The following is a 19260-nucleotide window of genomic DNA, read 5'->3' as shown; positions in this document are numbered from 1 at the left end:
CATCACAGCGCTACGGGCGGCACCGCGGTCCCAGCGCCGCCCAGCCGGGTGCTCTGCGTGTCCACCGGCCTCGAGACCCGCGGGGGCATCGCTACCTACGTGCGGACCATCCGTGCGACGCCGCTCTGGGCACGCTGGGGGATCGAGCACATCGCCACCCACGGGGACGGGAGCCGGGCCTGGAAGGTCCTCACTTTCGCCCGGGCGGCACTCCTGTACCTGCGCGCCCTCCTGGTCGCCCGCCCCGACCTCGTCCACCTGCACATGTCTTCGCACGGGAGCTTCGTCCGCAAGGCCGTGTTGTTCTGGATCGCGCGCGCCTTCCACGTACCGGCGCTCGTGCACGTCCACGGATCGCGGTTCGACGAGTTCCACGACCGGTTGCCGGCGCCGCTGCGCCTCGTCGTGCGCGGCGTGCTCACGCACGCTGCCGTGGTGCTGACGCTGGGGGAACGGTGGGCGGAGCGCATCAGCCGGATCGCGCCCGGCGCGCGTGTCGAGGTCGTGCCGAACGCCGTCGTCGTGCCAGAGTCGGTGGCGCCTCGTGCCGGCGACGCACTACAGGTGGTGTTCCTCGGCGCGATCGGCGAACGCAAGGGCGCTTTCTGCCTGTTGCGCGCCTGGGCGAAGCTCGTTGCAGGCTGGGACGGGCCCGTGCCGGTGCACCTGACCCTCGCGGGTGACGGTGGTGTGACGGAGGCGCGCCGATCGGTCGTGGCTCTCGGAATCGAACGGTCGGCGCGGGTTCAGGACTGGTTGTCGCCTGCCGAGGCGGCTGCGCTCCTCGAAGCCGCCGACGTCCTCGTGCTGCCTTCGCGGCACGAGGGACAGCCGATGGCCGTCCTCGAGGCCATGGCGCGAGGCGTCTGCGTCGTGGCGAGCGGGGTCGGCGGGATCCCGGAGCTCGTCGAGGACACCCGGTCCGGACTACTCGTGCCGCCTGACGACCCCGATCTTCTGGCCGACGCCCTGAACCGCGTGCTGGGTGATCGAGAGCTCCGCGAGCGCCTCGGCGCCGAGGCGCGCCGACGGGTGCTGGCGCAGTTCGACGTCGATGTCGTGTGGCGGCGGTTGGACGCACTCTACCGGGAGGTGATCGAGTCGTGAAGGTGCTGGGCGAGGATCTGGGGCGCTCGGATCCACTGCGGATCCTGTTCGTCGTACCCGACCTGGGGACCGGGGGCGCCGAGCGGCACGTCGTGACGCTGGCGCCCGCGCTCGATCCGGCCCGGTTCACGGTTTCCGTGGTCTGCATCGGCGACGAGGGCGCTCTGTTCACCACGCTGACCCGCCAGGGCGTTCCCGGTCGTGCCCTGCACAGCAGGTACCGCCGCCTCCGCGCGCTGCTCGGCCTCATCCGGATCATGCGCAGAGAACGGCCCGACGTCGTGATCACGCGCGGGTACAACGCGGACACCCTCGGGCGGATCGCCGCCGCCCTCACCCGGGTGCCCCGATCCGTCGTCTGGGTGCACAACTCCAGCGACATCACACCGCGCAGCCCGGTCCGCCGCGTCGTGTACCGGCTCCTCGACGCGGTGACAAGCGCCTATTACGGCGTCGCGGAGGTCCAGCGCGGTTACCTCGTCGACCAGCTCGGCTTCCCCGAGAGCAAGATCGAAGTCATCGAGAACGGCGTGGACCCGGCGCGGTTCCGCCCTCCGCCCCCCGGTGAACGCGCGCGCGTCGCGCGCGAGTTGGGGATCTCCCCGACGGGCCCGACGATCGGGATCCTCGCGGTCCTGCGCCCGGAGAAGGACCACAGCACCGCGCTCCACGCCATGCGGACGGTCCTCGACGAGATCCCGGATGCGCGGCTGGTGCTGATCGGCGATGGGCCGGCCCGGGGCGCGCTCGAGCAGCTCGCCGAGGAGCTGGGGATCGCGCGCAGCGTCGTCTTCGCCGGCGCGCGCTCGGACGTCGCGCCCCTGCTCGCGGTGGTGGACGTCGTCCTGCTCAGCTCCTACACGGAGTGCTTCCCGCTGGCGGTCCTGGAGGCCATGGCCTGCGGGCTGCCCGTCGTCGGCACGGACGTCGGCGGCGTGCCGGAGATGATCGACGACGGAACCACCGGGCGGCTCGTCCCGCCTCGCGATCCCCGCGCCATGGCGGAGGCGCTGATCAAGCTGCTCCGCGACCCCGAACCGGCAGCGGAGATGGGCCGGGCCGCACGGCGACGGGTCGAGGAACGCTTCACCCTCGAACGGTCCGTCCGCGTCGCGGAGTCCACACTGCTGCGTACCGCGGGGCGGGAGCACCCGGCCCGCCCGCTGCGGCTGAGCATCGTTCAGGACGAGGTCACGGTGGGCGGCGCGGAGAATCTGTTGCTCGACCTGTGCCGGCACATCGATCGATCCGTGGTCGAGCCACGGCTGGTCTGCCTACGGGAGGCCGGTGCGATGAGGAGCGATTTCGAGGCGGCCGGGGTGGTGGTCGAGTCCCTGGGGCGGCGTGGGCGCTTCGACCCGAGCACCCTCGTCCGGTTGGTGCGCTCGTTCCGGGCGGCCGGGACGGACGTGGTTCTGGTCACCCATTACCACCGGGCCGCCCTGCTGCTGGGCCGGATCGCGGCGCGGTTCGCTCGGGTGCCGGCGAACGTCGTCGCGGCACACGACATGGATCTCCGGAGCGTGGGGAAGCGGGTCCTGCCCAGGACGGTCGTGGAGACGCTGTTCTTGTCGCACGCGTTGGTGCTCCTGGCGCCCAGCCAGGGCCGTTACCTGCACGACGAGGAGGGCGTCGGTCGGTTCCCATGGCGGCGCATCCGCGAGGTCGTGATTCCCAACGGCGTCGAGGTCCCCCCGGCCCCGGCCCCGGCCGACCGGACCGCGGCGCGTGAGCGTCTCGGCCTCGATCCCGCGGACTTCGTGGTCGGGATCGTCGCGGTGCTCAGGCCGCAGAAGGCGCACCACGTCCTGCTCCGCGCGATCGCGTCGCTCACCCCGGCGCATCCCCGGCTCCGACTCGTCGTCGTCGGTGACGGCCCGGAGGAAGGCGCCGTGCGCGCACTGGTCGACCACCTCGGCATCGCCGACCGGGTGCTGTTCACCGGACTGCGCAGCGACGTCGCGCAGTTGCTGCCGGGCTTCGACGTCTCCTGCTTGTCCTCGGTGCACGAGGGAGCCCCCCTGGCCGTCCTGGAATCCATGGCTGCGGGCGTGCCCGTGGTCGCCACCGACTGCGGTGCCGTGCGCGACATGGTCGCCGACTCGCGAGAGGGGTTCATCGTGCCGGTCGGCGACGCCGTGGCACTGGCCGGGCGGCTCGCCGAGTTGATCGCCGATCCCGACCTCCGGCAGACCATGGGCCTCCGGGCCAGGGCGCGGGCCGAACGTGAGTGCTCCATAGAACGCACCGTGCAGGGCTTCCAGCAGCTGCTCGTGGACCTGGTACCCCGATGAACGCGAGCAGGCCGCGGGTGCTCGTCCTCGTCGAGAATTTGTCGGTCCCCTTCGACCGGCGGGTCTGGCAGGAGAGCCAGGCGCTGGTGGGTGCCGGCTACGACGTCGTAGTGATCTGTCCGATGGGCCTCGGCCGCGACGAGGAGCGGGAGGTGCTCCTCGACGGCGTGCGGATCCTGCGGTACCCGCTGCGGGCGGCCACCGGGGGCCCAGCCGGCTACGTGCGCGAGTACGGCCTCGCGTTGTGGCACACCCTGCGCCTGGCGCTGCGCGTGCGCCGGAGCGGGCGGATCGATGTCGTGCACGCGTGCAACCCGCCGGACCTATTGCTGCCGGCAGTCCTACCGCTCAAGCTCCTCGGTGCGCGGTTCGTCTACGACCAGCACGACCTCGTTCCCGAGCTGTTCCGGTCCCGGTTCCCGAACGGCGGCCGGTGGCTGTTGCGGTCCGCCATGGCGTGCGAGCGGCTCACCTTCGCCGTCGCGGACGGCGTCATCAGCACGAACGAGAGCTACCGGCAGGTGGCGATCGCGCGCGGACGCATGGACCCGGAGCGGGTGCGGGTGGTGCGCAGCGCGCCGCGCCTGGACCGGTTCACCGCGCGCGATCCTGATCCCGAGCTGCGTCGCGGCAAGCGCTACCTCGCTGCCTACCTCGGTGTGATGGGGCCGCAGGACGGCATCGACTACGCGTTGCGGGCGCTGGCGCACCTGCGCCACGACCTCGGGCGCGACGATCTGCACACGATCTTCATGGGACACGGCGACGCCTTCGACGACATGCGCAGACTGTGCGCCGGACTCGATCTCGACAGCTGCGTGGAGTTCACCGGCCGGGTCCCGGACGAGTTCGTGCAGCGCTGTCTGTCGACGGCCGACGTGTGCCTCGCGCCCGATCCGAAGACCCCGCTCAACGACGTGTCCACGATGAACAAGATCGTCGAGTACATGGCGATCGGGCGTCCGATCGTCTCGTTCGACCTCCTCGAGGCGAGGGTCTCGGCCGGAAGTGCTGCCGCCTACGCAACGGCCGACGACGAGCTCGCCTTCGCGAAGCTGATCGACGAGCTCCTCGGTGACCCGGCCCGGCGCGCACGGATGGGTGAGCTGGGGCGGTCCCGGGTCGTCGGCGAGCTGTCGTGGGCGAACTCGGAACGGGAGCTGACCGCGTTCTACGCACGGCTCGCCCCGACGGCGGACCAGGATCACGAGGGAGCACGCTGACGATGGGCAGGCTGGGCTGGTACGTGGCGCGCGCCCGGATGATGGAGTCCCGAGAGGTCCTGTGGCGGATCGCGACGGCGGCGGGTGGGACGGCGCGGACGCTCGCTCCCCGTGGCCGCGGATGCCGCGTGCTGGAGGATCCGAGCCGGCCGGGCTGGGAGCGGGCGTTCCAGAGTTTCCGTGACGCCACGAAGCGACCTGTCCTGCTCGATCAGCGCCGCGCTCGCGCCATCGCGCGCGAGATGCCCGCCGAGGTCGACGGCGTCGTCCGCGCTGCGGATGCGGTGCTCGAGGGCAGGTTCGGATTCTTCGGCCAGAGCGCGGTCCCGTACCCGGGTCCCGTCGACTGGAACCTCGACCCGCGCACGGGCCGCCGGTGGCCGGACAAGCCGGCCTCACGCATCGACCACCGCACTCACCCGGGCGACGCCAAGTGGATCTGGGAGCTCAACCGGTTGCAGCACTTGCCGTGGCTCGCCCAGGCGTGGTTGTTCACCGGTGACGACACCTACGCGGAGGGTGCGCTCGGCCAGCTCGACGATTGGCTCGACCAGAACCCCACCGGGCGTGGGATCGCGTGGCGCGGGGGATTCGAGGCGGGACTGCGCGCGATCTCGGTCGCGATCGCGGTGCAGGGTCTCCGACAGGCGCGGGCGATGACCCCCGAGCGCTACCGGCGGATCGTGACCGTGCTGGCCGAGAGCGCCCACCTCTGTTGGCAGGACCGGTCCCGGTTCAGCTCCGCCAACAACCACCTCCTCGGCGAGTTGGCCGGTGCGGCGACCGTCGGGATCCTGTTCCCCGAGCTGGCGGGGGCCCAGCGATGGGAGCACGACGCCCTCGCCGCCCTGGCACAGGAGGCCGACAGGCAGATCCTGCCCGACGGCGCGGGAGCCGAACAGTCCTCGTCCTACCTGATCTTCAGTTCACAGCTGCTGCTCCTGCCCGCCGCTCTCGTGCGGCTGCGAGGTGATGAGCCGCCTGCGCCCATCCTCGCGGCCGTCTTGCGCAGCGCGGGCTACCTCTCCGACCTCGTCGGCGACGGCGACCCGTTCCCGCGGTACGGCGACGAAGACGGTGGGTTCGCCTTCCGGCTGCATCCGGAGCCGGTCGCCGCGCTCGGACCGCACCTCGCGGCCGTCAGTGCGGTCACGGGCGGCTCGGTCGCCGCGCCCGCCGATCTGGCGGCGCGATGGCTGGTGGGGCCGGGCGTCGTTGCGCAGGCACGGGCCCCGAGGACCGGGAGCTGGTACGCCCCGCACGGCGGGGTCGCGGTCCTGCGTAGGTCGGCGAGCCGGACCATGATGGACGTCGGGCCCCTCGGCTACCTCTCCCTGGCTGCCCACGGGCACGCCGATGCGCTCGCCGTCACCGTGGCCTCCGGTGGACGAGAGCTGGTCGGAGATCCGGGCACCGGCAGCTACTACGCCGAGCCGGGTTGGCGGCGTGCCTTCCGGAGCACCCGGATGCACGCCACCGTCGCCGTCGATGATCTCGACCAGTCGGTCGCAGGCGGCCCCTTCCTGTGGACGCGGCACGCCGCGACGACCATCCGAGCGGTGGACCTGGAGCGAGGGCTCGTGGAGGCCGAGCACGACGGCTACCGCAGGCTCGCCGCCCCGGTGGTGCACCGCCGGTACCTCGTGGCTCCGCCGGACCGGGAGTGGACGCTCGTCCTCGACCTGTTGGAGGGAGCCGGTCGGCACCGCATCCGGACCAGTTGGCCGTTGCATCCGGAGCTCGACGTCGAAGAGCACGGCAACGTGCGCGTCGTCGTGCGGGACGGTGAGCCGGTGCTGCACGTCGCGAGTGCGAGCACGGCTCCGGCCCATCCGTACCGGGTGCGGGGCGGTGAGGACGGACTCGGGTGGTGGTCCCACCGGTTCGAGTCGCGGACTCCGGCATGGCTCATCGGAACGCTCGTCGAGGACATCGACTGTCCGGTGGCGGTGGCCACGGTCCTCACCATCGCGACCGACCGGGAAGCTCGGGTGGAGGAACTCTCGATCGTGTGGGAGGAAGCGAACGGGGTAGAAGTGGCGTGGATCGATGGAAAGACTCGACCCGTGGTCAGAGTCGATCCGAACACTCCTGGCGCCGTCTCCTGCGACCTTCCTGCGCGGACCTGATGCGGTGGTTCGTTCCGCGGGCCTGCAGATCGGGATCCGCGCTGCTCGCGCTGGGGCTGCTGATCGCCTGCGGCCCGGCCCCGGACGCGCAGCAGTCCGAGATGCTCCTCTGGACGGGAGACCTGGAGACGGGCGATCTCTCCCAGTTCATGGACACCCCGTGGAACCGCGTGGGCGGGAGCCCGCCGGAGATCGTCGAGGAACCGGTGCGCGGCGGCCGGTACGCGGTCGAACTGTCGATCGTGGGAACGACCGCGCCCGACGAAGGCATCTGCTGCGGGTCTCGGAACGAGATCGAACCCAAGTTCCGGGAGATGGTGCCCGGGGACGATCTCTGGTTCGCCTTCTCGACGTTCCTGGCCGAAGGGTTCCCGACGACGTACTCGGAGTTTCAGACGATCATGCAGTTCAAGCAGAACTTCGACGGCTCGCCGCCCCTCGAGCTGAGCGTGCAGGACGGCGCCTTCCTGATCGAGGGGGGCTACGGCCACCCGGATGGGCCTCAGGTCTTCAGCAAGCCCGTCGGAGATGCCGTCACCGGCCGATGGCACGACTGGCTCCTGCACGTGAAGTTCTCGCCCGATCCGGACGTCGGGTACGTCGAGGTGTGGCGCGACGGGCAGCTCGCCCTGCCCCGTTTCGCGCCGGAGACCGGCACGATGTACACGAACCCAGATGATGGCTCGGCGCGCAGTTCCGTGAAGATGGGTTACTACCGCGATCGCAGCATCGACTCCGTGGGCCGGATCGTGTTCGACGAATGGCGGATCGGTACCTCGCGGGGCGCGGTCGGGCGAGAGGCGCAGCCGTGATGGCCCGACCGCAGTCCGGTGCGCCGATCCCGGCGCTCGACGCCGACCAGGATGCCGTGGCGCGCGGACAACCCGCCTTCAGCATCTTGTGTTCGGCGTACCGCTGCGAGGCCTACCTCGCAGACACGATCGACTCGGTCGTGGGCCAGACGCTGGCGGACTGGGAGCTCATCATCGTCGACAACGGGCCGTCGGACGCGATAGCTGCCATCGTCGATCGGTACCGGGACGATCCCCGGATCCGGCTCATCCGGCAGCAGAACAGCGGGCTGATCGGCGGCATGGCCACGGCCGTCGACGCTTCGACGGGGCAGTACCTGGTGCCGCTCGACAGCGACGACATGCTGACGCCGGCGTTCTGCCGACGGATGGCGGAGGTGCTCGACAGCCGGAGCGAGATCGACGTCCTCTCCTGTGACGCGCGGGTGTTCCGGGATGGCGAGGAGCACGACCTCGCCAACTCGTTCCTCCGCAAACGCCTGGGTCTGGAGCACCGGCTGACGCTCGCCGACATGATCGGCGAGCACGACGTGATCCCGTATTTCGCGGTGTTCCGACGCGACGCCTGGCTGGCCGCGGGTGGTTACGCCCCCGGTACCGACCTCGTCGAGGACATCGCGCTCTACCTGCGTCTGATCGTGTCCGGGCACGACGTCCGCGTTCTGCCCGAGCGGCTGACGCGATACCGGCTGCGAGGGGATTCGGCCTCACGTGACCCGAGCGGCGTCGAAGCGTTCGAATCGGCGTGTGAGCGTGTTTACAGTGGAGCCGCCCTCGAGTCCGGTGATCCCGCGATTCTCTCGGTGCTCGCCGAACGGATTCGGGGCTTTCGGTACGAGCAGGCGTTGCGCCGGGCCCGGTGGGCGTTCGTCAACGGCGATGTGGCGGGTGCGCGTCGTGCGTCCCGCGCGGCCTTCTCGCAGCGTCGCACGATGCGGGGCGCAGTCGTCCTCGTCGGGGTGTCCGTCGCTCCGGGCGCCTTGCGAGTGATCCGCCCGCTCAAGCACCGGGTCAGCCGGGGTGCCTCACGGGTCGTGGCGCGTGTGGCCGCCCTCGCCGACCGTCATACCGTGCGCGAGCGCTGATCCCTCCGGTCCCCGCTACCGGGCCCGGCTCGCCGAGCCGCGGCAACCACCGAGCGGGCGAGCGTCGCGACCATCGAAGGCGCCATGGCGGCTAGCACTGCGACGTACACGAGGAGGAACGCGAGCCCATCCAGCGCGAGGAAAGCGACTGCCGTAACCGTTGCTCGGCTGTCCGAGTGCAGGACGAGGTGCTCGAGAGCCGCGGTGGTCGCCGTCGCTGCCAGGCTGGCCAGCACCGATGGCAGCGTCGCGCGGACGATCTCCATCGATCTGACACCCACGACCGGGCGCGCCAGGACGAGGCAGAAGATGCCGACGACGAGCGCGGTCAGCGAGACCGCAAGCCCGACACCGACCAGGCCGAACGGTACGACCAGGACCAACAGACCCAGTCCGAGGACGAACTCGACTGCGGTCGCCCGGTTGATGAGCGCCGTCCGGCCACAGCCCTTGATCGCCTCCTCACTGACCGACGCGAGCGCCTTACCGATGCCGAGCCCGGCCATGGCTACGAGGACGGTCCCGGCGGCGCGCCACGGTTCGCCAAGCACGACGACCGCAGCGGGCTCGCCGATCGCGACCATGAGGCCGGACACCGGTGCGGCGCAGAACGTGACCCACCGCAGGGCCTTCAGGAAGTTCGGACGGAGGCGCGCAGGCTCGGCGGCGATGCGGGAGAACGCAGGGAAGAGGGCGTAAGCAACTACTCTGATCATGACATCGACCGGCAGCCGGGCGATCCGCAGGCCGTAGCGGTAGAAGCCGAGCGCCGCGGTGTCGAGGAGACGGCCGATCACCACCGGCTCGGTCGTGGTCCGGATCTGCGAGGCGGTGCGGTCGACCAGCAGCGGGAAGCCGTAGCGCGCGAGTTCCCGCCAGAGCCGCACGGACGGCTTCGCCGTGCCCGGGCGCCACCCGGCCAGTAGCCACACGGCCACGAGCAGCGCCCCCGACGACGCGTACGTGCCGATCACGAGGCTCCACACGCCGAAGTCCAGGACGGCGAAGAGGATGGACACGGCGGCGAAGCTCAGCGAGACGATGGGAGCGACGACGGTGCTCCGCCGCACGCTGAACTCGCGCTGCAGGAAGGCCTCCGGGACGTTGGTCAGTGAGTAGAGCAGGAGGCCACCCGCGGAGGCTGCCGCGACGAGCCCCGCCGTCCCGTCGTCGAAGACGATGCCGATCAGCGGGGCCGCGGCGAGCGCCCCGAGGCTCATGAGCACACCGCTGACCAAGGTGGCCCAGAACACTGTCTCGGCCGCGGCGTCGACATCGCGGTCCCGGTTCACCAGCGCCGCCCGCAGGCCTCCTTCGGAGAACTCGACGAGGAGCGCGGTGAGGACGGTCCCGGCCGCGAAGAGGCCGACCTCGGCCGGCGTGAGCAGGCGTGCGAGAACGACGGTCTGCAGGAGGGACACCGTCTGCGTGACGGCCTGCGCCGCCGCCGATGCGGTTGCGACGCGGGTGAGCTTCTTCCGCAGCTGTGATGCCGGTGCCTGGATGTCCGTGCTGCTCGGCTGCGGGCTGTCCACCTGCTCCCTCGATGGGTGTCGATCGTCGTGGTGGACGTTGCCGTCCCAGGGAGTGGTCGCGACGCGAGCCCCAGGTGTTAGCAGGGCCACTATGCGTACGTCACGCGGAGCAACCCGCTAACCGTTCGCATCCTCCGAACGAGTTATCGCGCGAGCGCCGCGCCGGTGGGCCGACGATCTGTTCGACGGGAGTCCGATGATGAGAACAACGGGTACTGGTCATCGCGGTGAACAGGACGATACGCCCATTCGGGTACTGGTTCAGGACGGCGAGCACTGGATGCGCAACGTCGGGGATCTTGCGATGCTCTCCGTGACGCTGCGCCGGCTCCGTGACCACTGGCCGGATGCATCGCTGCACGTGATGACCAGCGCGCCGACGCTTCTGCGCGCCTACCACCCCGACGTGCACCCGGTGTCGGACGGCCGGTTGCCCCGCTGGATCGCCCAGCCGCTGTCCGCCGTGGGATCACGCCTCGGGCCGAGCATCGCCGGCGTGGGTTCGGTCGGCTCCCTCCGTGCCCGTGACTTCCTGTGGGGCGCAGCCAGACGAATCCGCACGAGGTCTGTCGCTGAACAGGTTGCTGCCCCCGTCGAGGAGTCCGGTGCGGACGCCGATCGACGCGACATCGCGACACGACCGGCGGTCGCGAGCGCCTTGCGGGGGGCCTCGCTCGTCCTCGCGGTCGGCGGCGGATACATGAACGACATCGACCCGTGGCAGTTCCACTGCACGCTCGACCTCTTGCAGTCCGCGGTCGAACGAGGCACGCCCACAGCCATGATCGGACAGGGGTTCGGCCCTCTGACTGCGGAATCGCTCGTCGCCCGGGCCGGCAAGGTGCTGCCCGCGGTCGATGTGATCGCGCTGCGGGAGGGCCGGGCCGGGCCGGGCCTCCTTGCCGGCTTCGGCGTTCCCGCCGACCGTGTGGTCGTCACGGGGGACGATGCGATCGCACTCGCGTACTCGATCAGGCGCGAGGAGATGGGCGCGAGTCTCGGGGTGTGCCTGCGGGTTGCGGAGTACTCGCCGGTCGCCTCGCGGGCGCAGGAGGCTGTCGGCCGGGCCGTCCGGTCGGTGGCGGGAGCGGCCGGTGCCCGGCTGGTCCCGCTCATCATCTCCGAGCACCAGTCGGAGGACCGGCGTTCCACCTTGCCGCTCGTCGCGGGTTACCCGGACGTGGCGCCCGTCCAGGGTCGGTTCGTGACTCCACTGGACGTCGCTCGCCGAGTCGGGGAGTGCCGGATCCTCGTGACGGGCGCCTACCACCTGGCGGTGTTCGCGCTGGCGCAAGGCATTCCCGTCGTCGGGTTGTCGTCCTCGCGCTACTACGACGACAAGCTCCTCGGCCTGGACGCGATGTTCGGCGGGAACTGCGTGGAACTCCTCCGCCTCGACGATGCCGACCTCGAGGAGCGGGTGGCGGCCGCGGCTCGATCGGCGTGGCAGCGTGCACCTGAGGTCCGGTTGCGCCTGCGCGAGTCCGCGGCGACTCAGGTCGACCTGAGCAATGAGGCGTTCGACCGGGTCGTCGCACTCGTCGACGAGGGGCAGTCACGACCGACCGCCCCGGAGATTGACGGCCACGCAAGCGGTCCGCCGTTCGTGCTGTTCGAGCAGTGAGATGCGACCTCCCGTGAGGTGCGGGGCGCTACACCACTGCGGGTAACGGGTTCGCCGGACGGGCCGAGTAGACGGATATCGGTCACGGACCAGCCGGTCCCGACGTCGAGGGGGTGCAGCAGATGAAGGTCGTGCTGTTCTGCGGCGGTTACGGAATGCGGATGCGTGACGGGGCCTCGGACACGCCCAAGCCGATGGTGACGGTGGGCCCGCGCCCGTTGCTGTGGCACGTCATGCGCTACTACGCCCACTACGGGCACACCGACTTCGTGCTGTGCCTCGGCTACGGCGGGCACCACATCAAACAGTTCTTCCTCGACTACCAGGAATCGGCGTCGAACGACTTCGTGCTGCACAACGGTCAGATCGAGATGCTCCGCAGCGACATCGCCGACTGGCGCATCACCTTCGTCGACACCGGCCAGGACTCGCCGATCGGCGAACGGCTCCGTCGCGTCCGCGAATACGTCGCGGGCGAGGAGATGTTCCTCGCCAATTACGCCGACGTCCTCACCGATGCCCCGATCGACGCGATGATCGCCCAGTTCGCCGCCACCCCGGACGCGGTGGGCCAACTGCTGGCCGTTCCCCCGCAGGCGGCCTTCCACGTGGTGGAGGTGGGCGAGGACCGGCGCGTGGAGGCGATCACCGCGCTCAAGGACCTGCGGCTGCAGGAGAACGGCGGGTACCTGGTGCTGCGCCAGGAGGTGTTCGACTACCTGCCGGAGAACGGTGACCTCGTCGCGGACGCCTGCGCCGTGCTGGCCAAGGAGGGGCGGCTGGGCGCCTACCCGTACCAGGGCTTCTGGCAGCCGGCCGACACCGTGAAGGAACGCGTCGCGCTCGAGGCGATGTACCAGGCGGGTCGGACGCCGTGGATGCCGTGGCGCGACGGCTCCCACCCCGAGGTCCCCGTGGCGGCGCCCGGCCCGACCGCGGGCTGACGCCCCCTGGGCGGAGCCCACCGGCTAGAGCGAAGGTCTCGGCGTACCGCTACTCCGCTGTACGCCGGATGGGAAGACACGTCTGCGCTTCTTCGCCTGTTCGAGCGATGCCTCCTACATTTTCGTCGCTGTGTGCAACGGCGTGAGGGCCGAATGGATGACGGAACGCGGCGCCGGGAAACGCTCCTCGGGGGTCGGACGAGAAATCGAACCTGGGGCCGTGAGGGGGCGGCCCGCCCGCGAGGAGACACCATGATCTTGGCTGATCAGATCGAAGGAACCGCCTACGCACGCGCCGGTGGGGACGGCCCGCGGAGACGCCTTCATCGACTTCCCCACCCGTGCCGGCGGGCTCTCGCCCACGGTGGCTGATCAGAAGCACGTCCGCACGTCTGCCGGTCGGGGGCACCCGGCCACTCGAACGTCTCACGAAATCGCCGAGATCTGGCGCAAGGAGTTCGCCTCGTGGGAAATCATCTCGAGGTCCTGACGGCCGAACCGGCCGCAATCACGATCACCCAGGTCGGTCCCGCCGCCCCGACGGCCGGCGTCGAGGGTGCGTTCGCCGAGGTGCTGGCGGACGTGGTGGGTGTGGAGCGGGTGTCGGTGGAGAGCCACTTCTTCGACGACCTGGGTGCGGATTCGATGGTGATGGCGCAGTTCTGCGCCCGGGTCCGCAAGCGCGAGGGCCTGCCGTCGGTGTCGATGAAGGACATCTACCAGCACCCGACGATCAGGAGCCTGACGAGCGCGCTGCCCGGCGTCGCGCTCCCGACCACCGAGAGCGTGCTCGCCGAGGTGCTGGCGGACGTCGTCGGCGTGGAGCGGGTGTCGGTGGAGAGCCACTTCTTCGATGACCTGGGTGCGGATTCGATGGTGATGGCGCAGTTCTGCGCCCGGGTCCGCAAGCGCGAGGGCCTGCCGTCGGTGTCGATGAAGGACATCTACCGGTACCCGACGATCAGGAGCCTGGCGAGCGGTCTCCCGGACGCGGCGCCGGCGCCGGCCGCGGCCGCGGTCGAGGTGGCGACCCCGGCAGGCACGGCGCAGTACGTCCTCTGCGGTGCGCTGCAGCTCCTGTTCTACCTCGGCTACTCCTACGTGGTCGCCGTGGTCGTGGTGCGCGGGTACGGCTTCGTCTCTGCCGCTGCCGGTGTGATCGACATCTACCTGCGGTCGGCGCTGTTCGCCGGTGCGGCGTTCCTCGCGATGTGCCTGCTCCCGATCCTGGCCAAGTGGCTGCTGATCGGCCGGTGGAAGCCGCAGCGGATCCGCATCTGGAGCCTGGCCTACGTCCGCTTCTGGGTCGTCAAGACCCTCGTCCGCGCGAACCCGCTGGTCCTGTTCGTCGGCTCGCCGCTCTACGTGCTCTACCTGCGGGCGCTGGGCGCGCGGATCGGGCGCGGCGTCGTGATCTTCTCCAAGCACGTCCCGCTGTGCACCGACCTGCTGACCGTCGGTGCGGACACGGTGATCCGCAAGGACACGTTCCTCAACTGCTACCGGGCACGCGCAGGGGTGATCGAGACGGGCCCGGTCACCCTCGGGCGCGGCGTGTTCGTCGGTGAGTGGGTGGTGCTCGACGTCGGGACCTCGATGGGCGACGGCGCCCAGATCGGCCACGCCTCCGCCCTCCACACCGGGCAGGCCGTGCCGGCCTACGAGCACTGGCACGGGTCGCCCGCGGAGCGGACGGGCGCGGACTACCGGGAGGTGCCGGCGCGGCGCCTGCGCACCTGGCGCCGGGTGGCCTACTCCCTGGCGCAGGTGCTGAGCCTGCTGCTCGTGTACCTGCCGCTGGGCGTCGGCGGGCTGGCCATCCTGTTCTTCCAGGTCCCGCGCCTCGCCACGCTCCTGGACGCGGGGCCGCTCGCGCTCACCACCTCGCGGTTCTACGTCGAGGCCCTCGCCGTGTCGTTCGTGCTCTTCTTCGGCTCGCTGCTGCTCGGCCTGCTCGTCGTGGGCACCCTCCCGCGGGTGGTCAACCTCGTTCTCACCCCGGACCGGACCTACCGCCTCTACGGCTTCCACTTCTGGGCCCACCGGTTCGTGGAGCGGGGCACGAACAGCCGCTTCTACACGAACCTCTTCGGCGACAGCTCCTACATCGTGCCCTACCTGCGGTGGCTGGGGTACGACCTCGCCCCGGTCCTGCAGACCGGCTCGAACTTCGCCACGGGGGTCAAGCACGACTCGCCCTACCTGTGCTCCGTGGGCAGCGGGACGGTCGTCGCGGACGGGCTCTCGATGCTCAACGTCGGCGTCTCGAGCACGTCCTTCCGGGTCTCCCGGGTGTCGATCGGGCGCGAGAACTTCCTCGGGAACCTCATCGCCTACCCCGCCGCGGGCCGGACGGGGGAGAACGTCCTGCTCGGGACGAAGGTGCTGGTGCCGATCGACGGCAGGCTGCGGGAGAACGTGGGGCTGCTGGGCTCGCCCAGCTTCGAGATCCCGCGCAGCGTCGAGCGCGACAGCAGGTTCGACGACCTGCGGGCCGGCGACGAGTTCCGGCGCCGGCTCGCCGCCAAGAACCGGCACAACGCCGCCACCATCGGGCTGCACCTGCTGGTGCGGTGGGTTCTCACCTTCGCGCTGACGGTGGTGGCGCTGGCCGCCACCGACCTGTTCGCCCGCCTCGGCGAGTGGTCGATCGTGCTGGCCGGCCTCGTCGTCCTGCTGTTCACCGTGGGCTACGAGGTCGTGGTCGAACGGGCCTCCACCGGGTTCCGGGGGGTGCGCCCGACGTACTGCTCGATCTACGAGCGCGACTTCTGGCGCATCGAGCGCTTCTACAAGATGCACGCGAAGGCGGGAGCCGTCCTCAACGGCACTCCGTTCAAGGGTGTGTTCTTGCGGCTGCTGGGCGTGCGGCTGGGCAAGCGGCTCTTCGACGACGGTTCCGACATGTCGGAGAAGAACCTCGTGACGATCGGCGACGACGTCGTGCTGAACGAGGGATCGGTCGTGCAGTGCCACTCGCAGGAGGACTACGCCTTCAAGTCCGACCGCATCAGCATCGGTTCCGGCGGCACGGTCGGGGTGAACGCGCTGGTGCACTACGGCGTCACGATGGGCGACGGGGCGGTGCTCGCACCCGACTCGTTCCTCATGAAGGGCGAGGAGGTCCCGCCGTACGCCGAGTGGGGCGGGAACCCGGCCCGCGAGATCCGCGCCGGACGGCCGCCCGCGGCGGCCCCGGTGGTGCCGCCGCTCCCGGAGCTGCCGGCTCGCCCGGTCCGGTCCCGCCCGCCGTTGTGGCTGGCGGCCGCACTGGTACCGCTGGGAGTGGCCACCGGCCTGACCGGCGTGAGCAGCTGGAACGCGCTGTACGCGCCACTGGCGCAGAACGTCCGGCAGCCGGTCGCCGCGCCGGCCACGACGGCCGTCGCTCCGGCGCCGCCCCCGCCCGCGCCCGCGGCATCGCCCGCGCCCGCGGCCGCGGCGCCGCCCGTGGCATTGCCGCCGGCGGCAATGGCGAGCGGGTCGCCCGCCTCGTTCGGCCTCGCCGACATCGCCTCGCTGGACGCCGGCCTGACCACGGGCGCCGGCGGACCGCTGGTCGGGACCGTCCAGCAGCACCTGCAGCGGCTCGGTCACTACCAGGGTGAGGTCCACGGCCGGCTCGACGAACCGACGGTGGTGGCGGTGCGCGCCTTCCAGGCCGCGGCCGGTGTCGTCGCGGACCCGCCCGGGACGGTCGGCCGGTCGACCGCCCAGGCGCTGGAGGCCGCCGGGGACCGGACCGAACTCGCGGCGGGCTCCCACGGCGAGCAGGTCCACCGGCTGCAGCACGCCCTGCTCGTCGCGCTCGGGCGGTCGCTGCCGCGCAACGGGAGCTACGGAGCCGCGACCGCAGAGGCGGTGCGGGACTACCAGGCCTCGCGGGGGATGCACGTCGACGGAGCGGTCGGCCCGGGCACCTGGGCCGCGCTGCAGGAGGGGCGGTGAGCGGTGGCTCACGAGGACGAGTGGAGGAACGGGGAGATGGGGATGCCGGACAGCGGCCCGGAGTGCAGCGACCCGGAGTACTGGCGCCGGGTGCTCGTGGCGGGTGGTTCCGCGACGATCCCGCGGTGGACCCGCGACCCGGCGCCGGGCGTCGGGGAGCACGACGAGACGGTTCCCGCCGAACTGGTCGCGGCGCTGCGCCGGCTGGCCGGCGAGCTCGACGTGCGCCCGGGCGCGGTCCTGCTCGCCGCGCACGCCGTGGTGCGTGCCGCGCTCTCGGGTGAGCGCGAGGTCGTCACCGGCTACGCACTGCCGGACGGGCCGGTCCTGCCGTTGCGGCTCACCACCCCGGCAGGCGGCACCTGGCGCGCCGTGGTGCGGGAGACCCAGGAGGCCGAGGACGACCTCCTGCGCCACGCCGACGGCGCACCTTGGAGCCAGGATGCTGTTTTTCGGGGCTGCGAAGTGCAGTACTGCTCCAAGGTGCGGTCGGTGGGGGAGGGGGAGGGGGGCGTTCTGCGGCTGACCGTGGACTGGCACGGCAGTCAGCTCGTGCTGCGGTTGCGCTACCGCACCGAAGCGCTCGATGCGGACGCCGCGGCGCGCATCGCCGGCTACCACCTCACCGCGCTCACCCGGATGGCCGACGATCCCGACGCCGAGCCGGGACGGCAGAGCCTGCTCTCCGAGGACGAGCTGCGTCTGCAGCTCGACGGGCTCGCCGGACCCGAACGGGCGCTGCCGGACCTGCGCGTGCACGAGCTGTTCGAGCAGCGGGTCGTGATCCACCCGGACGCCGTGGCCGCCGTGCACGCCGGCCGGCAGTGGACCTACCGGGAGCTCAACTCCCGCGCCAACCGGCTGGGGCGGGCGTTGCAGGCGCGCGGGCTGCCACGCGAAGCGGTCGTCACGGTCGTGATGGAGCGCAACCTCGACTGGATGGCCTCGGTGCTGGCCATCTGGAAGGCCGGGCTGACCTACCTGCCCCTCGAACCGCACTTCCCGCCCGCGCGTATCGCGTCCGCCGTCTCCCGGGCCGGTTGCCGGCTCGTGCTGACCGAGCGCGGCAGCACCACGACGCTCGACCAGGCCCTCGCCACGCTGCCGGGGGTGCAGGTGCTGCACGCCGACACCGCCTACGCGGAAGGCCACGCCGACCACGACCTCGGGGTCGACGTCGGGCCGGACCAGCTCGCCTACATGCTCTTCACCTCCGGCTCCACGGGCGAACCCAAGGGGGCGATGTGCGAGCACGCGGGGATGCTCAACCACATCCAGGCCAAGCTCGCCGACCTCGGGGTCGGTGAGGGCGAGGTCGTCCCGCAGACCGGACCCCAGTGCTTCGACATCTCGGTGTGGCAGCTGGTCGGTGCGCTCCTGGTGGGCGGCCGGACGCTGCTCGTCGAGCAGGACGTGGTCGTGGACGTCGCACGGCTCGTCGACACGCTCGTCGAGGCCCGGGCCGGCGTGCTGCAGGTGGTGCCGTCCTACCTCGACGTCCTGCTGTCCTACCTCGAGCAGCACCCCCGCGAGCTGCCGGACCTGCACTGCGTGTGCCCGACCGGCGACTTCCTGAAGAAGGAGCTCGTGCGCCGCTGGTTCGCCGCCGTGCCCGGCACCCGGCTCGTCAACACCTACGGGTTGACCGAGACCTCGGACGACGCCGTCCACGAGATCATGCACGACGTCCCGGACGGGACGCAGGTCCCGCTGGGCCGCCCCGTCCAGAACACGACCGTCTACGTCGTCGACGAGAACCTGGCGCCGGTGCCGCTGGGCGCGCCCGGCCTGATCGTCTTCTCCGGGGTCTGCGTCGGCCGCGGCTACGTCAACGATCCCGAGCGCACCGCCGCGATGTTCGCCGACGATCCGCACCGCCCGGGGCGGCGCATCTGCCGGACCGGCGACTACGGCCGCTGGCGCCCGGACGGCAAGCTGGACTTCCTCGGCCGCCGGGACAACCAGGTCAAGATCCGCGGCTTCCGCATCGAGATCAGCGAGGTCGAGAACGCCCTGCTGCGGGTGCCCGGGGTCCGCGACGGTGCCGCGCTGGTGGCCAACGGCACCGCCGCGGGCACGCGCCTGCTCGCCTTCTACACCGGGGAGCGGGCGATCGAGGACGACGTGCTGCGCCGCGGGCTGGGCGAGCGGCTGCCCGAGTACATGGTGCCGTCGGTGCTCCACTGGTGCGAGCGCCTCCCGCTGACCCCGAACGGCAAGATCGACAGGTCGGCGTTGACGGCGCGCGCCGGGGCCCTCGGGGTCGCCGAGAACGGCTCCGCGGCGCCTGCCACCCCGGCCGAGAAGCGGGTGGCGCACGCGTGGGCGGCGGTGCTCGGGGTCGCCGAAGCGCAGATCGGCCGCCACGACCACTTCTTCGACCGGGGCGGCGACTCGTTGTCGGCGGTGAAGCTGGTGATCGCCCTGCAGCGCGAGGTGTCCCTCGCCGACATCACCGGATGCCCGACGCTCGCCGAACTGGCCCAGCTGCTCGAGAGCAGAACCGTCTCGGCCCCGCAGGCCGCCGCGCTCGTGTCCCCGTCCTGACCAGAACCGAAG

The 19260-nt window shown here is 71.3% G+C and carries 11 protein-coding genes; 10 read left to right on the top strand and 1 reads right to left on the bottom strand.

Translation table 11 applies throughout. From position 1 onward, the window contains the following. Positions 1–57: 57 nt before the first annotated feature. Genes CFP66_RS26880 through CFP66_RS26855 form a run of 6 tightly spaced genes read left to right on the top strand, consistent with a single transcriptional unit; the run spans position 58 to position 8650 of the window. Positions 58–1107 (top strand): glycosyltransferase family 4 protein, encoded by a 1050-nt coding sequence (locus CFP66_RS26880; RefSeq protein WP_094927982.1) that lies wholly within the window; start codon positions 58–60, stop codon positions 1105–1107. Then, positions 1104–3401, top strand: coding sequence for a glycosyltransferase (locus CFP66_RS26875; RefSeq protein ID WP_198961688.1), 2298 nt, complete (start codon positions 1104–1106; stop codon positions 3399–3401). The genes CFP66_RS26880 and CFP66_RS26875 overlap by 4 nt, the downstream gene beginning before the upstream one ends. Further along, complete coding sequence (locus CFP66_RS26870; protein WP_094927937.1) at positions 3398–4624, top strand: glycosyltransferase family 4 protein; 1227 nt, start codon at positions 3398–3400, stop codon at positions 4622–4624. The genes CFP66_RS26875 and CFP66_RS26870 overlap by 4 nt, the downstream gene beginning before the upstream one ends. 2 nt (positions 4625–4626) lie before the next feature. Further along, the gene (locus CFP66_RS26865) at positions 4627–6753 is read left to right on the top strand and encodes an alginate lyase family protein (RefSeq protein ID WP_094927936.1); all 2127 of its coding nucleotides are present in this window, start codon (positions 4627–4629) and stop codon (positions 6751–6753) included. Continuing rightward, on the top strand, positions 6636–7565 hold the full coding sequence (locus CFP66_RS26860; RefSeq protein WP_158228230.1) for a polysaccharide lyase: 930 nt from the start codon (positions 6636–6638) through the stop codon (positions 7563–7565). The genes CFP66_RS26865 and CFP66_RS26860 overlap by 118 nt, the downstream gene beginning before the upstream one ends. Then, entirely contained in the window at positions 7514–8650 is a 1137-nt protein-coding gene (locus CFP66_RS26855) for a glycosyltransferase family 2 protein (protein ID WP_094927934.1), read from the top strand. Before CFP66_RS26860 ends, CFP66_RS26855 begins: the two co-directional genes overlap by 52 nt. On the opposite strand, the gene CFP66_RS26850 is transcribed toward CFP66_RS26855, so the two are convergent. Next, positions 8629–10185: an oligosaccharide flippase family protein gene (locus CFP66_RS26850; RefSeq protein ID WP_158228228.1), complete on the bottom strand. Its 1557-nt coding sequence runs from the start codon at positions 10183–10185 to the stop codon at positions 8629–8631. The genes CFP66_RS26855 and CFP66_RS26850 overlap by 22 nt on opposite strands. Positions 10186–10381: 196 nt before the next feature. On the opposite strand from CFP66_RS26850, the gene CFP66_RS26845 reads away from it, so the two are divergent. The 4 genes from CFP66_RS26845 (at position 10382) to CFP66_RS26820 (ending at position 19248) form a co-directional block, all read left to right on the top strand. Further along, positions 10382–11809, top strand: a complete 1428-nt coding sequence (locus CFP66_RS26845) for a polysaccharide pyruvyl transferase family protein (RefSeq protein WP_369805167.1) — start codon at positions 10382–10384, stop codon at positions 11807–11809. Positions 11810–11931: 122 nt separating this feature from the next. Continuing rightward, positions 11932–12753 carry a glucose-1-phosphate cytidylyltransferase gene (locus CFP66_RS26840; RefSeq protein WP_094927979.1) on the top strand — a complete coding sequence of 274 codons (822 nt, stop codon included), beginning with the start codon at positions 11932–11934 and terminating at the stop codon, positions 12751–12753. Positions 12754–13218: 465 nt separating this feature from the next. Further along, positions 13219–16701, top strand: coding sequence for a Pls/PosA family non-ribosomal peptide synthetase (locus CFP66_RS26835; RefSeq protein WP_143517390.1), 3483 nt, complete (start codon positions 13219–13221; stop codon positions 16699–16701). A 36-nt stretch (positions 16702–16737) separates the two neighbouring features. Then, complete coding sequence (locus tag CFP66_RS26820; protein ID WP_094927932.1) at positions 16738–19248, top strand: amino acid adenylation domain-containing protein; 2511 nt, start codon at positions 16738–16740, stop codon at positions 19246–19248. The last annotated feature ends 12 nt before the right edge of the window (positions 19249–19260 follow it).

It is taken from the genome of Pseudonocardia sp. MH-G8, assembly GCF_002262885.1.
Taxonomy (GTDB): Bacteria; Actinomycetota; Actinomycetes; order Mycobacteriales; family Pseudonocardiaceae; genus Pseudonocardia.
Note: the sequence above shows the minus strand (reverse complement) of the source record. Positions and strands in the feature narration are given on the sequence as shown.

Excerpts from the sequence above, each read along its gene's own strand:
- CFP66_RS26870 (WP_094927937.1), top strand. The coding sequence starts at position 3,398 with ATGAACGCGAGCAGGCCGCGGGTGCTCGTCCTCGTCGAGAATTTGTCG.
- CFP66_RS26865 (WP_094927936.1), top strand. The coding sequence starts at position 4,627 with ATGGGCAGGCTGGGCTGGTACGTGGCGCGCGCCCGGATGATGGAGTCC.
- CFP66_RS26855 (WP_094927934.1), top strand. The coding sequence starts at position 7,514 with ATGGCGGATCGGTACCTCGCGGGGCGCGGTCGGGCGAGAGGCGCAGCC.
- CFP66_RS26845 (WP_369805167.1), top strand. The coding sequence starts at position 10,382 with ATGATGAGAACAACGGGTACTGGTCATCGCGGTGAACAGGACGATACG.
- CFP66_RS26840 (WP_094927979.1), top strand. The coding sequence starts at position 11,932 with ATGAAGGTCGTGCTGTTCTGCGGCGGTTACGGAATGCGGATGCGTGAC.
- CFP66_RS26820 (WP_094927932.1), top strand. The coding sequence starts at position 16,738 with ATGGGGATGCCGGACAGCGGCCCGGAGTGCAGCGACCCGGAGTACTGG.